This is a genomic window from Luteipulveratus flavus (assembly GCF_029439465.1).
Classification (GTDB): Bacteria; Actinomycetota; Actinomycetes; order Actinomycetales; family Dermatophilaceae; genus Luteipulveratus; species Luteipulveratus flavus.
In genome coordinates, this window is record NZ_JAROAV010000009.1 from 1 (window position 1) to 14,563 (window position 14,563).

The 14,563-nt window shown below is 65.9% G+C and carries 10 protein-coding genes; 5 read left to right on the forward strand and 5 right to left on the reverse strand.

Features of this window, described 5'->3' with window-relative positions:
- On the forward strand, positions 1 to 533 hold a 533-nt coding region (locus P4R38_RS02945), incomplete at its 5' end, for a hypothetical protein (protein ID WP_277190979.1).
- Between the two features lie 447 nt (positions 534 to 980).
- Here P4R38_RS02945 and P4R38_RS02950 read toward each other — a convergent pair.
- The gene (locus tag P4R38_RS02950) at positions 981 to 1,421 is read right to left on the reverse strand and encodes an SOS response-associated peptidase (protein WP_277190980.1); all 441 of its coding nucleotides are present in this window, start codon (positions 1,419 to 1,421) and stop codon (positions 981 to 983) included.
- 542 nt (positions 1,422 to 1,963) lie between these two features.
- Positions 1,964 to 2,101 (reverse strand): hypothetical protein, encoded by a 138-nt coding sequence (locus P4R38_RS02955; RefSeq protein ID WP_277190981.1) that lies wholly within the window; start codon positions 2,099 to 2,101, stop codon positions 1,964 to 1,966.
- 194 nt (positions 2,102 to 2,295) lie between these two features.
- Here P4R38_RS02955 and P4R38_RS02960 point away from each other — a divergent pair, with 194 nt between their 5' ends.
- Together P4R38_RS02960 and P4R38_RS02965 are read left to right on the forward strand one after the other, a co-directional pair.
- Positions 2,296 to 3,318, forward strand: coding sequence for a hypothetical protein (locus P4R38_RS02960; RefSeq protein WP_277190982.1), 1,023 nt, complete (start codon positions 2,296 to 2,298; stop codon positions 3,316 to 3,318).
- Between the two features lie 357 nt (positions 3,319 to 3,675).
- On the forward strand, positions 3,676 to 5,187 hold the full coding sequence (locus tag P4R38_RS02965; protein ID WP_277190983.1) for a toll/interleukin-1 receptor domain-containing protein: 1,512 nt from the start codon (positions 3,676 to 3,678) through the stop codon (positions 5,185 to 5,187).
- 767 nt (positions 5,188 to 5,954) lie between these two features.
- Here the strand turns inward: P4R38_RS02965 and P4R38_RS02970 are convergent.
- The 3 genes from P4R38_RS02970 to P4R38_RS02980 all read right to left on the reverse strand — a co-directional run bounded on the left by P4R38_RS02970 (position 5,955) and on the right by P4R38_RS02980 (position 12,094).
- Entirely contained in the window at positions 5,955 to 6,608 is a 654-nt protein-coding gene (locus P4R38_RS02970; protein WP_277190984.1) for a recombinase family protein, read from the reverse strand.
- A 995-nt stretch (positions 6,609 to 7,603) separates the two neighbouring features.
- Positions 7,604 to 10,870, reverse strand: coding sequence for an RHS repeat-associated core domain-containing protein (locus P4R38_RS02975; RefSeq protein WP_277190985.1), 3,267 nt, complete (start codon positions 10,868 to 10,870; stop codon positions 7,604 to 7,606).
- 273 nt (positions 10,871 to 11,143) lie between these two features.
- On the reverse strand, positions 11,144 to 12,094 hold the full coding sequence (locus P4R38_RS02980) for a peptidoglycan-binding protein (protein WP_277190986.1): 951 nt from the start codon (positions 12,092 to 12,094) through the stop codon (positions 11,144 to 11,146).
- Between the two features lie 214 nt (positions 12,095 to 12,308).
- On the opposite strand from P4R38_RS02980, the gene P4R38_RS02985 reads away from it, so the two are divergent.
- Positions 12,309 to 13,025: an SDR family oxidoreductase gene (locus tag P4R38_RS02985; RefSeq protein ID WP_277190987.1), complete on the forward strand. Its 717-nt coding sequence runs from the start codon at positions 12,309 to 12,311 to the stop codon at positions 13,023 to 13,025.
- A gap of 350 nt (positions 13,026 to 13,375) precedes the next feature.
- Positions 13,376 to 14,548 (forward strand): arginine deiminase, encoded by a 1,173-nt coding sequence (locus P4R38_RS02990; RefSeq protein WP_277190988.1) that lies wholly within the window; start codon positions 13,376 to 13,378, stop codon positions 14,546 to 14,548.
- Positions 14,549 to 14,563 lie beyond the last annotated feature (15 nt).

A 14,563-nucleotide genomic window follows, 5' to 3' on the forward strand; every position in this document is an offset into this window, starting at 1 on the left:
ACAAGGCCGCGACCGCGGCGATCCGATCGACGACTGTTCCTTCGATCTCGGCCGGCATCACCCAAGCACTCCAGCAGCAACGCGCTCTCGCGGACAGCTGGAAAGTCCCCACGATCCAGAGCGCACTGACTGCCTACCTCGAACAGAACAAGGCCGCGACCGCGGCGATCCGATCGACGGTCACGATCCCGCGCTATGCGGACGAACTCATCCGTGCCGCCTTCGAGGTACTGGACGAGGTCAACGCCGCTAACGACGACCTCGACCTTGAGCAAGCCGTACAGTCCGCTGTAGAGCGAGCCAAGACACCCCTCCTTCAGACGGGCGCGGCCCGCGAGATCATCAACCTTGTGCTGCTCTTCTTCATGGTGGCGGTGGTCGTGGGCGCCCCCATGATGAACCCAGTGCTTGGAGGGGCTTTGGTCGCCTACCTCAACGAGAAGGGGATAAACCACAAGTTCCTGCGCGACGCGGTTCAGAGGCAGATCGACAAGCGATGGCCCATAGAAGGTGCCGAGGAGAAGTCGCCCTGAGGACCCACACGTCCGTAGACTACTGCCCTGTAACCGCTTTACCGGACACCGATGCCGAGGCGATGATCGTCTCGGAGAGGACCCGGAATTCCGTCATCGAGCGGTCGGGTTCGCGCGGCTGCGGGGGAAGCCGATCGCTGCGATCGCGAAGGATCTAGGGATCGCTGAGTCGGGTCTACGACGCTGGATGGCGCAGGCCGACATTGACGAGGGCAACCGCGAGGGCCTGTCCTCGGAAGAGCGTGCTGAGCTGGTCCGGCTGCGCCGTGAGAACCGCACTCAGGCGCTGGAGATCGAGATCTCGAAGCGGGCTTCGGCCCACTTCGCTCGAGAGAACGTGCTCCCAAATCGGGCTCCGGCTCGTTCGTGGGGTTGCCGTGGACGGATTCCCGTCGCGGTGGCGTGCCGGGTCCTGGGGTGTCTCGACGTCGGACTAGTACGAATGGGTCAAGCCTCCACCGTCGATGCGTGATGTCGAGGATGCCGAGCATGTCCCTCCCGGTTGGTCGCGGCCAGGTCAGCCGGGGCGATCCAGGCGGTCCGGGCTGGCTCGTCGAGGAAGACCGGCATCCGGTCGTGCACGACCCCGGTGGCATCGACACCCGTGCGGGTCGGGACGGTGAACGTCAGGCGACACTCCCCCACAAGGGCCATGTCCAGCTCGTACAACCCGGCCGCGGACAACAGCCCGGTCTCGTCGGCCGGGTGGATGTAGAACGGCTGCTTGCCGTCCTCCTGCGCGACCCACTCGTAGTACCCGCTCATCGGCACCACCGCCCGCCGGCGGGCCACGGCGGTACGGAACGCCGGCTTGGAACCGGCGGTCTCGATCCGGGCGTTGTGAAACCCGCGCCGCTTCTCATCCAGCCAGTGCGGCCGCAACCCCACCAGGCGACCTCCAATCGGCGGGCCACCACACCGGTGTCGTCGGCGTCCTCGAGCACGACCGGCGCCGGCGTGGTCGGCGCGATCGAGTACAACCCCGGCCACACCGGCTCCAGGTCCTCCTGGTCAACGTCGCACGCAGTGGCGACCGCGGTCGTCTCCTTGCTTGACACGTATCGACCCCACACGTGATCCACCTCTTGCACTGGCCGTGATGGGCTCGCAGCTCGGCTCAGCGCCACGTCCACGGGGAGCCGCCTACTTCCTGAACTCGCTCATCGGCACCTGACCGAACTCCGTCGGGCCTCGGCCGGTTCGCGCCTCCTCGACAACAGCCCCGTCGACTACCACGTCGCCGCGCCGCGACCTCCGTCCACGGTGATCGACCCTCTTGATCGCAATCCTTGTCATCCTTCGAGCGGCTCAAGCTCACCTTGGTGAGCGCCAGCCCCGGGGCGACGTACTACTCTCGAAGAAGTCGGAAACGAGGGCGGGGCCTTAGCCGGCTGCAACCGGCTAAGGCCGGCCCGTCCCCTGTTACGACCTCACAGGTCGTGCCACATGCGGACCAGGATGGCGGTGGTCTGGATGACCTGAAGTGCCGTGCGAAGCAAACTCAGGTGTCCGGACCGCCGCTGATTCGTCTGGGCCGCCCACTCGTGCGGCTGGTGTCGCGTGTCCACGTCTCCTCCTTTCTGAGTAGCGGGCGCCCGGTCGGCGCCGTTCGACTCAAGTAGTGACACATCCGTGCGCACCGATCCAGTACACTGATGAAGCGCCTCAACCGGCCAGCAATGAGTCATCCAGATCAGGCCTTGAAGATGGCGTATCTGGCTGGTTAAGACGCTCAGATTGAGCAGTCATATCTGGGAGCCAAATGCTGCAAGATCTCATTGCCGACTGGACGCGCCAGCCCACTGCAAAGGAGCGGGAGCAGCTTCAACGCCGTCTCGCTCGCCTTCAGGTCAGCGGCCTTGAGGCGCATCTGAACGCGCTTGACACCAAGCTCCTGAGCTACGAGCGGTCGGTGGGCAAGCTCCGAACTGAGGGCCTTCGGCTCCGTCGACCCTTCGTCCACTTGAGCGACCCGATCGACGGGGACAGCTCGGATCGCAAAGCCCCACCGCGCGAGCTCAGGCCACCCGCAACCCGAATCTCGTCGAGCCTCGGCTCGACCCTCCGCCTTGAGCTGACCGTCCTCGCCCTGCTGCAGCTGCACCGCAAACCGAAGGCTCGCGCCCACCTCGCAGACCTAGAGATCCCCATCGCCGGTGACAGCCAGCACACCGGCTGGGCCGATCTCGTAGCCGCCCTACCGACCGACAACAACGTCGGCGGGATCTACCACAACGCCCGTGACAAGCGCGCGCGCACCGTCAGAAAGGCACTGGAGCGCCTCGCGACCGTCGGCCTCGTTGATCTGCCGGGCAAGCCCGGAGCACGCAACCGCTTCGAGGGCTTTGTCCCGCTCTACGAGGCGGGCGCGGAGGCCCACGGTGAGCGGGAGGAGTACGCGATCCCCGAAACGTCTGCTGCCGTCTTCGCGCTGCCTCCCGGCTTTATCCTCAACGGCTGGCTGCACGTACTCGAGGACTCCGAGATAGCAGTGCTGCTGATGGCTGCCTGCGGCGCCGGCTCGTGGATCGAAGAAGGACTCCATGCCTTTCCCGGAAAGGTACGTCTGCGCCACTACGGCATCCACCGCGACCCATACTCGGCCGCTCGTAAAACGCTCGACTGGTTCGGTCTGCTCGACGTCAGGGAGATCGGTCGGCACAGCGACGGACGGGCAGAGGATGACGAGCGTTACGTCCACCGGATCGGAGTCCGCCAGGCCGGCTTCGAGGAGCGGGCGCTTCCTGCCATGCGGACCGCGATCCAGCGACAGCTTGATCGCTGACCGAGTCAGGCAACCGCCCGGGCAAGCCGGTGAAGTCAGCCCTGACACAACGGCGCGGCCGCAACAACGAGCTGGGCCGATGATCGCCGGACCGGCTACCGCACCGACCCGATCCCCACCAAAGGCACCTACCTCATCGAGGACACCCGGCACTGCCTGTGGGTCATCGTCGACGCAGCGGTCTTCCGTGTCGGCGGAGTAGAAGGACATCGCCTCCGGCACGCTCGTGCACCGAATCGGCCCCTGGAGACCACGGCAGGTCAACCATGTCTGACCACCCAGGTATGGCCGGAGTGGCCACTTCGAGCCGGACTGCTGGCCATCACCTGTTGCCGGGGCGACCTATGCTCCGGTCTCATGAGTGAGGCTCCGGTAAGCAAACACGTCTTCATCTCCTACGTGCGTGAAGACGCGGAGAAGGTGGACAGCCTCTGCAGGGTGCTAGAGGCCGCCCAGATCCCATACTGGCGTGATCGATCGGCGCTCGGTCCCGGACAAGCATGGAAGGCCAAGATCCGTCAGGCGATCCGGGACGGATCTCTGATGTTTCTGGCCTGCTTCTCAGACAGTTCTCGTGCCAAGGACAAGTCCTACATGAACGAAGAGCTGACGCTGGCAGCAGATGAGTTCCGCCTGAGGCCGCCCGACCGAGAATGGCTGATCCCCGTGCGTTTCGACGCGGGCGAGGTACCGCACTGGGACCTGGGAGCGGGTCGCTCGATCAACGACCTCAACTACTCCAACCTGTTCGGCGATGGTCACGCGGCCGAAGCGGCAAAGCTGGTCACCACGATCCACCGTGTGATGGGCGAGAAGCGGCTCGACACCGCCTCCACCGTCGCGGCCATCGAGCAGGCCACGAACGCCGACCGTACGGATCTGGTGAAGCGGCTCACCAAGGAGATGCTGCTGGATCCAACCCGGCAGATTGAGTTGGACGATCTGGTGACCCGAGAGGCACAGCGTGTGCTGAGCGTCCTCAAGGACCCTGACCGGGTCTCTGGACCGTTGGGCGGAAGCGCTGAGGAGCAAGTCATTCGGGTTGCAACAGAGGCTCAGGAACTGTGTGCCATCGCGCAACCGTTCTGCGCGTCGCTGCACGCGGCAACACGCTGGGCGAACCCAACGGCGTTGACGCCGTGGTCTAACGGCATCCGGGCTTTCGTGCAGGCTGCGACCAAGATCGAAGGCGGGGCGGAGGCGCTGCTCAGGATTCGGCATGTGCCTGGTTTGATCGCGTTGATGACAGCAGGTGTGGGGTGCGTAGCCAGTGATCGGTGGGCCAACCTGAAGACGCTGGTGGTTGACCCGTACGTGCGTGACCGATACCAGGAGCAACCGCTTTCGTTGCTCGAAGCGACGCATCCTTACGCACCGTTCGACGACCAGGGTTGGGTGAGCAGCTCACTCGCGCGAGCAGCGCAACGTGACGTTCCAGTCGCAGACGCCTTCAAGAAGTTAAAGGAGGACCAGGTCAAGTTGCACACCCCCGTCGCAGACTGGCTGTTCGCCGTCCTGCGGCCTGTTCTGGCGGACCACTTACCGGACGACGACATGTACGCTGCTGCGTTTGACCGGGCCGAAGTGATGCTCGGGGTGCTCGCTCAGGACGCCGTCAACTTGCGCAGGGCGAGTAGCAATGACGGCCAAATCTGGGGCAGCTCACACTGGTTCGGGAGGTCGACGTGGCGCTCAGCCCATTCGTTCACCGCCAGTCCGGTGCGGGACCTCCAGCACGAGCTCGCGACCCAGGGCGGCGGCTGGGCGCCGCTCAGTGCGGGATTGTTCGGCGAAGATCCCGAGCGGGCGAAGACCGCACTGGATGAGTACGCGGAGGACTTCGGGAAGGTAGCGCGAAGTCGGTTCTGAAGTGGAAGGGCATGTCAGGCGCACGGGCGTAGTTGCTCGACTGCAGAGCCGTGTTCGATGTCGCGTTGCGGCACGAGGCGGGACGGGCGGTTCCAACTCGAGCGCTGCGCGGGTGCTGCGTTGCGAGACCCGGGACGGGCCTGTGCGGCCCTTGCGGTCTGCCGGACGGCCTGGAGCCGATCGCTGGCGACAGTGCTGTCCAGGTGCTCGATCACCGGTGTCGGCGTCGCCGGGACCACGCGTGTAGTGGATAGCTTGGCGCGCGCGAGGTTGGCGCGCTGGTGTGCCTCCCTGGCGGACTCGATCGCGCGCACGGCACGTTCCACTGCTGCAGCACCGCGATCCAGCCGCGGGAGGAGTCGACACCGCCAGCGGGCAGCGCAAGGTTCAGATGACGAGCGGCCAGCGCGACGTGCTGTGCCTTCACGTACGACGGTGCGCGCGCGTCGGCTCGTACGGCTGCGCCAGGGATGCACGGGCGTTCCGGTCTGCCATGTCCGACAGCGGTCGCAGCACCTCCTCCTGGCCGGCGCGCGCCGCGATCAGGCTGACGGTGCCAGCGGCTGGGCGGTCTGCGCCTTGCACGCGACAGGGTCGTAGGGGTCCAACCGCTCGGGGTCGTCGTTCCATTCACTCAGCGCGACGGCGGCACGCTCCAGGTCGGGTGTGGCGTCGACCTTCTACTCGAATTGCACTCTGTCGACCGGACAGACGATGGCTTACCTGCGCGAAGGGTTAGCGGGCGCCCACCGCTGACCCTTCGCGGTCTACCGGAAGGGACGACGCTGGCCGTGCCTAGGGACTTCGGCCTGACTTTCAACCGGTTGCGGGTCGGGTCGACCGTGCGGCTGATGGGCGGCGAGCGATGGGATCTCGTTGCGCACGACGCGGCCGACGATGGCGCGGGACAGTCCGGTCAAGGCGGCGATGTCGCGCTGAGACCGGCCCTGCCGGACCAGGTCGTGGATGTGCTGCACCTGGCGCGGGTTCACCTTCGAGCGGCGGCCCAGCGTCTTGCCGTCAGCGCGTGCGGCCGCGAGGCCGGCGGCGGTGCGCTCGGCGATCAGGTCGCGCTCGAACTCGGCCAGCAGCGCGAACAGCCCGAGCATGAGCTTGCCGGTCGGGGTGCGGGTGTCGATGTGCTCCGACAGCGACCGGAACTCCACTCCTCTGGTCTCCAGCTCGCGCACTGTCTCCACCAGGTGCGTGGTCGAGCGGCCGAGGCGGTCCAGCCGCCACACCGTCACCGTGTCACCCTCGACCAACTGGCCGAGCAGCTCGACCAGCAGCGGCCGGTCCGAGCGGGTGCCCGAAGCGTGCTCGACCACTACCTGGTCGACGCCGGCCGCGGTCAGCGCGTCGACCTGCGCCTGCGCGTCCTGCGCGATCGTCGAGACCCGCGCATACCCGTACGACGTCATGGCCACTCCCCTGCCTGGCTCGAAATGACGGATAGTGAGCCACGCTCACGCCGCCGCTTAGTGAGCCAAGGGTATTGAGCCGCACTGACCGCCGTCTGGACGTGGCCGCCGGCGTGGCTCGAAAACGATCGACACCGAGCCGAAGCCATACGCGTGGCTGCGCCCTCCGAACAAGATGTTATGAATGAGAGCAAGCCAGTCGACGACCTCGGCAACCTCGTCCGCAGGCAGGCACGGAGCAACGATCGTGGCCGTGTCCTCCCTGGGCCCATATGTAAGGCCCACCGTTTCGTTCAGCTGCCCTGACCTTCTCGTTTAGGCCGTGGCGAGAACCTGCGTCTTTCGCTCCCTCAGACAGCGTGCCTCCCACTGTGGCCGAGGGAGGCAGTCGCCTGCCTCCCTCGGCCACAGACCGGTTCGCGATCACCAAGCCGGCACCTAGGAGGACCCGCCCTTCGTGCGATGCCAAGCCATGGCTGCATAAATGCCACATGCAAGTACCGCGAAGTGCACGGGAATCTGTAACGGGAGAAGCCAAGGCCGCTCGTTGCCTCGATTGAGGAAGACCCGGAAGCAGATATCTAGAACAAGGAGGAGCACGGCGATGAGCGCCCACTTTTTAGCACTTGGCGGATCCTTTTTGGAGCCTAGCTCAACTGTGTGATTCTTGTTCTCATCCACTTTCGAAAAATCTCCTTCATAACTCACAGGCGAGAGGGCCGATATGTCGAAAAACTTGCCTTGACCCCACCACGCGTCGGCTGGTCTGTCTTGACTCACACATAAGACCAGTCGATCTTCATCGGGTGGAATGGATCCTCGCCACATGCAGGGATTGACGGACCCGAGTCTCGCGACAACTTCCACGTCACGGCTTTCCACTTTGAAAGACAATGTCTTCCACAAGCGCAGCTTTCCGTTTTGGCCGTTTACGCTCACCTTATAGGGCCGGGCGAAACCGACTATCGTCGGATCCCTACGAACCTCAACTTCCATTACCTCTTCTTCTCTCCCAAGAGATCAAATACCTCCTCTGCCCCACCAGTCGCACATCCGAGCGCAACATCGCTACCGTCTCCCCCGTCGAGGCCGGCGCTCGCCGCACCTGAAGCGCACCCCGTGCCGAGCGACGCACCGATTGCGACACCCCAAGGATTCCCACCAGTGATTGCAAATCCGAACGCTCCCCCGACGGCTCCACCTGCAGTGCCAGCCGCATAGGAGAGTCCTTCGTTTAACAGGTCATTCCCAAAGTCGCCCCAGTCGTACCGTCCGGCGGGGTCGAACTGGTTGATGGGGTCGTTGCTGGCGTAGGTGTAGGGGTTGGCGCGGGAGGGGTCGTTGAGCTTGGTGATGGGGTCGACGCTGGTCCAGGTGGCGGTGGGGGTGTCGTGCCAGCGGGCGCCGCGCTTCCAGTAGTCCTTGACGACCTCGTCCTGGACACCGGGGGTGCTCCAGGGGGAGGACCCGCCGGCGCCGGAGGCGTTGAGCTCGCTGGCGCGGGCGGTCGCGTTCTTCTTGGCCGTGGTGAGCGTAGCCGGGTAGGTGATGGCGGTCATCATCATGAACGGGTCGTAGGTGTACTTGCTGGTCAGTGCACCGTCCGCTCCGACGGTGCCGTACATGCGCCCGAGGCCGTCGAAGACGACGATCAGGTTCACCCCGTCGCTGTTGCTCCAGCTCAGCGGCATGCCGGAGGCGTCGTTCTCGTTCACCGTGGTCGCGGTGCCGTTGGTGGTGTACTCCGCGGTGGGCACCCCGGACTTGTCGGGGCGGCCGTAAACGAACGTCTTGGTCGTGTTGCTGTCCTTGGCCATGATGATCTCGTCCTGGCCGTCGCCAGCGTAGACGTTGGTGCCGGTGTTGCCGTTCTTGGTCCGAGAGACCGACTGGTCCAGGTCGTTCCACACCGTGGTGCCGTTGGTGTCGGCGGCGGTGCGGCGGCCGGCCTTGTCGTAGGCGAACCCGGCTGAGGAGATCTGGTTGGCACTGTTGAAGGTCAGCGCCTTGGTGACGACTCCGTCCCGCTTGACCGAGGTGCGGTTACCGACCGAGTCGTAGGCGTAGGCGTAGTCGTGGCCCTCCCAGTTGGTGGCTGACACCAGCCGGTTGCGGTTGTCGTAGCCCAGCTGGGTGATGGTGGCGGTCTTGTTGTCCTTGATGTACTGGATCTTGCCGGTGTTCAGCGAGGAGCTGGTGTTCCACGGGCAGGTCGGCGCGACGGAGTACTTGGCGTAGCAGTAGGAATAGTCGTACAGCCGGTTGCTGTCGCTGCTCTTGACCGAGGTCCACTGCTGGGCCAGGTTGCCGCCGGTGCCGAACACGGTCTTGGTGTGCGCGGCGAAGGTGGTGTTGTCGGTGTTGGTACGCGACCAGGTGTCGGTGCGCTTGCCGTTCTTGTTGTAGGCGAACCGGGTCACCGACCCGTCCTTGAGGGTCATCGCGACCAGCTGGTTGGCCTGGTCGTAGGTGTACTTCGTGGTCACGCCGGCCACGACACGGGTGAGCATGTTGCCGTTCTTGTCGTACGTGTACCCGACGGTGCTGGCCGCGGGGGCGGTGCCGCCGGTCACGGGACTCGCGGCGACCTGGGTGAGGTTGCCGCGCACGTCGTAGGTGTAGGTGCTCTTCTGGTTCTTGTCCGTGCGCGAGGTCATCCGGCCGTTGGCGTCGTAGGCGTAGCTGACGGCCTGGGTGGCGGTGGCGACCTTGGTGGTGGCGTACCGGTCGTCGTAGCTGTAGCTCTTGGTCTGACCGGCACCGTTGGTCACAGAAGTGGCCGGGTTCCCGCTGATCGCGGTCGGACCCATCGGCGACCCGGTCGGCGGGGTGATCTTGGTGATGTACTTCGCGGTCGCGTCCTCGGTGTAGGTGGTCTTCTGACCCGCCGGGTCGGTCGAGGACTTCGGCAGCCCGTCGGCGTAGTACTCCACCTCCGCCTTCGCCCCGGAGGAGGTGGTCGAGGAGGGCCGGCCGGACCCGTCGTAGGTGAACGTCGAGGAGTTCCCCTGGGAGTCGGTGCCGGTCGAGGGGTCATAGGCGTTGTTGCCGGCGCCGTACGTGCTGGAGTTGCTGGATCCGAACGCGTTGGTCGCCTTGGTCAGCGACGCGCCACTGTTGGCGCCGTAGGTGCCGGTCGCGGTGCCGCCGGTGCCGTTGGTCTGGGAGGCGACGTCGAAGAACGGGGTGTAGGTGGTGTCCCGCTCCCGCAGCAACGGGTCGCTGGACTTGGTCACCCGCTCATCGTCGTTCAGGGTGTACGTCGCGTGATAGGTCTGCGACGGCGCCACGGCCTGGTTCGAGATCGGCGACGCCACCAGCGTCTGGGTGGCGGAGGCGTAGGCGAACCGGGTGGTGGCCACATCGGTGCCCTTGCCCTGGCCCACGGCCGTCACCCGGTGGCTGGCGTCGGTGGTGATGGTGGTGACGTTGCCGAGGCCGTCGGTGATCGAGGCCAGGTCACCGGCGCTGCTGTAGGTGAACGTCGTCGTGCTGGCCGGGCTGCCCCCCACCGCGGGCCGGGTGATCGACGCCAGCCGCCCGGCGCTGTCGTAGGCGTAGGTGGCCGTGCCGGCCGGCAGCGCCCCGTTGGCCGGGCGGGTCATCGACGTCAGCTTGTTGTAGGTGAACGCCACGGTCAGCTTCTGCCCGTTCGGCATCGTCACCGCTGAGACGTTGCCGCTGGTGTAGGTGAAGGTGATCGCCTGGTCGCTGCGGTTGGTCACCGAGATGAGCCGGCCATCGGCGTTGAACTTCGACACCGCCCGGGTCGGTAGATCCGTCATGGAGTACGTGCCGTCGTCGTTCTTCTCCAGCGACTTCTTCTTGAACCCGGCCGGCTCGTCGTAACCGTTTGAGCCGTCCAGCGGGGTGAACTTGCCCTGCTGCCCATCGGGGCCTAGGTACAGCAGCGACCCGTCGTCGTTGCTGACCAGCCGGTTGTCCTGACCCATCGCCATGAACCAGCCCGCACCCGCCGCCCCGGACTTGACCTGGGAGCCACTGGACTGCGACAGCGACTGGTACATCAGCCCGAACGACTGCATGCCCTTGATGCTCGGCATCGTCCGGTCCGTCGTGGAGACCATCAGGTTGCCCGTGCCCACATCGACCGAGGCGCTGACCTGGTCACTGACTCGGAACGGGATCCGGGTCGCCCCCGGTCGTGCCCCGGCCGCCACCGGATCAGCCGTACCCGCCGCCGTCGCTGGCGGCGGCGGCACCGCCGCCAGCCCCAGTGCGGTGACGGTGACTGCTGCCACCGCCAACCCTGTCGCCCGTGTTCGACGCTTCGACATGCCCAACCTCCCAGATGGGTGGCCCGTCTCCCCCTGTCAGGGACGGCGCCGAGAGGAATCAGACACTGAGAAATCAGGAAACGGTGAAATGCCGATGATTACCTTTTGGTAACGGCAGGAGCATCGATAAGTAATGTTTATCCTCGACGCTAAATGGGTATGAGCCTCTATCGCTCCGGAACCGAAGGTTGTTGCCTGAACCAATTCTGCGTCGGGCAAGCAGCAAGGGCCGGGCCCTCAGCAGGGCAGCTGAGCGGGAAGCGCAGTGGGGGCGGTGGTGCCGACGTAGGCCTGGCACAACGCCAGGCCGCGGCCGGCCAGCCCGGTCTTGATCTGACCCAGCGCCGAGGGGCTGAATCCCTTCCACTGCATGTGCATCAAGATCGTGTCGTTGGCCCGGGCCGTGCTCGTGACGTAGGAGACGACCTGCGCCTGGCTGAGGCCGGTCCAGTCACCGGTGTCGCGCGTCCAGGCCCACACCTTCACCCCCCGCGTGCCCAGCGCGGTGCTCACCCGCGCGTTCCAGGACCCGTACGGCGGGCGCATGTACCCCGACGCCGCCGAGCCCGGGTCGATCTGGGCAACCACCTGAGCGTCGGTCAGCGTGACCAGGTTCGGATGGGTCTTGGAGTGCCCGATAACCACCTGACCGTGGGCGCGGGCGTACGCGGCACTGAACCTGCTACCCGCCTGGCAGTCACCGGTCGGGGCCAGCACCAGCGTGACCCGCTGCGCCTGCGCGGCGTCCACCATCGCCTTGAACGAGGTGTAGCTGGAGGGGCAGTCATCAAAGGTCAGCACGATCCGCGAGGTGCGGTTCGGGCCGCGCTGCTGGATGTACCCACTGGTCGTGGTGTACGCCGGGATCTCCAACGTGCCACCGATCAACGCCGTCCAGGTCTTGGCGCCCACCACCCCGTCCACCTGCAACCCGGCCGAGCGCTGGAACGCCTTCACCGCCGCCAGCGTCTTGGACCCGAAGTCGTGATCGACCGTCAGCGCCGCGCCCCGGCTGTTCAACCGCGACTGCAGGTTCTGCACACACCACCCGGTATCACCAGCCCGCAACGTCGGACGCTGCGACACCGGCGTGATCGAGGAGCAGAACCGGACCGCCGCCTGCGCCGGCTCCGCCCGCAGCAGCGCCACCACACCCCCACCGGCCGCCACCGACACTGCCGCCACCACCGCAGCCGCCCTACGACGAAAACCCCGCATCCCACTCCCCTATCCAGCTTTTGGCCCAGTTGCCCGGAGAAGAAGTACCACGGCACACCCCCGCCACGGACAGGCATGTCCTGTAACCGCTTTCTCGGACGCCGATGCTGAGGCGATGATCGTTTGGAGTGGAGTCCGTATGCCGACACCTAGGGACGGGTCGTGGCCTTGAGGAGATGCGCTGATGAGCTCTGGTGACGGTCGTGGGCAGGCAGTGGTTGCCGGTGCATCCAGCGCGATCGGGACTGCCGTCGCCCGATTGCTCGCCGCCCGCGGCTTCACTCCCGTGCTGTTAGGACGAGACCAGCAACGGCTCGCGGCCGCAGCCCGAGCCTGCGAACCTGCCGCAGCGCGGTGGCGCAGCCTGGACGTCACCGATCACCGGGCACTGCTGACCACCGTGCACGATGCCGCCGAACGCGGCCCGATCACCGCCGCGGTATGGGCTGTCGGCCTCTTCGACTGGGCACCCACCCACCGCGCCGACCCAGCCCGCTGGAGCGCGGTCCTGAGCACCAACCTCACCGCCGCGGCCGTGTTCGCCACCGCGATCAGCCCTCACCTCATCGAGGCGACCCCCGCCTACCTGATCCTCATCGGGTCCGGCGCCGACCACACCGCCCACGCCAACAACGCCGCCTACGTCGCCAGCAAGCACGGCCTCGCCGGCCTGACTGAGGCGATGTTCCTGGATCTGCGTGGCCACGGCGTCAAGGTCAGCCTCATCTCCCCCGGGCTGGTCGCCGCCGGCGCCGGCCTGCAGTCAGCCCAGGGCAAGGCGGCCCCCCACCTTCTCCTCGCACCCTCCGACATTGCCGCCGCCGTATCTTTCGTCCTCGACTCATCGGCCAGCGCGTGCCCGACCGTCATTCGGCTCGAACCTCAGCAACCGCCCGAGTAGTCCGGCACTTTGCGTGTGACGGCTCTCGAGTCGTGACGATCCAGGTCGGCGCCTGCGCCGTTTACCGAGCCTTCCGGTGCTTACGCTTCTGGACCCATCGCGCACGCAGAACGGGCGGGATCGTCGGTTGACGAAGTCGTCGTCGGTGCATGACCGTGCTCGCCTGCTCGGCTTGCGGGTGATGGTGCACGGTCCGATGACTTGACCAAACGATGACCTCACGTTCACCGCATGGCCCGAGTGTCCTCTGAAGCCCCTGGGTAGATCGGGCGTGACAGGGACCTACAGGGGGCCACATGTTGACGGTCGATTTCGCACGCTCTGAAACACCTACTACGTGCTCATTTGGCGTGACGTCCGAGGTCGGGGTGCTGCGTCGGGTACTGATTCATACCCCTGGCGCGGAGCTGGATCATCTGCAGCCGGGGAATGCCTTGGACATGTTGTTCGACGACAGTCCAGCGCCTGCCCGGGCGGCTGATGAGCACCGGGCGTTCGAGGCGTTGCTGCATGAAAGCGGTGTCGATGCGGTGCAGGTCAAGGTCGCCCTGCAGGCTGCGCTAGTGCCGGCGGCTGCGCGGCACGCGGTCATCAGGGCGATCGAGGCTGGGCGCGCAGCCATGCCCGGCAGCGTGGATATGGCGCTGCGCGAGCTGTTGTCGTACGCCTCTCCGGCGCAGCTGGCTGATCTGCTGATCCACGGGGTGACTATGCGCCAGCTGGACATCGCGGATGTGTCCGACTGGATCGATCCGAACGAGTTCGCGCTGCGCCCTTTGCCCAACCAGGTCTTCACCCGGGACAGCTCGTTCGTGGTCGGCGACACGATCTGTCTGCCGAGCATGGCCAAGAGTGCACGGACCGGCGAGGCGCTGGTCATCGAGGCGGTCTACCGGGCGCTGCAAGCCGTTGACCCCATCGAGTCCTGTGACCATGAGGTGTTGCGCCCCGACGTCGAGGGTGGAGACGTGCTGGTCGTCAACGACCGGACCGTCGTGATCGGGCAGGGCGAGCGGAACAGCCCGAGCGCGGTGTTGCATCTTGCGGAGGCCTTGATCTGTCAGCAGCCGGATCTGGCCGTGGTGGTCACCAAGATTCCTCGAGTCCGTTCGGCGATGCATCTGGACACGGTCATGACGTTTGTGGACGAGGACCTCCTGCTGGCCTATGAGCCCGTGGTGCCTCACCTGCAGGCGTATACCTTCGCTCGCCGAGGCGGGCAGGTCCGCTGCGTGGACTCCGGTCCGTTGCTGCCCGCCCTGGCTGCTGGCGCGGGTACCGAGCTCGAGGTGATCGAGACGAAGTGCTCTGCGGCCACCATGGCCCGTGAGCAGTGGAACGACGCCTACAACGTCTTGTGCCTGCGGCCACGAACGGTGGTCGCCTACGCACGCAACGAAGCCACCAACGATGCCCTGGCACGCCATGGCGTCGATGTTCTTGCCGTCGACGGCAACGAGCTGGGGCGGGGCCGTGGCGGTCCGCGCTGCATGAGCGCACCCCTGCTCAGAGACCACCCGTAAGTCATCTATCCGAGC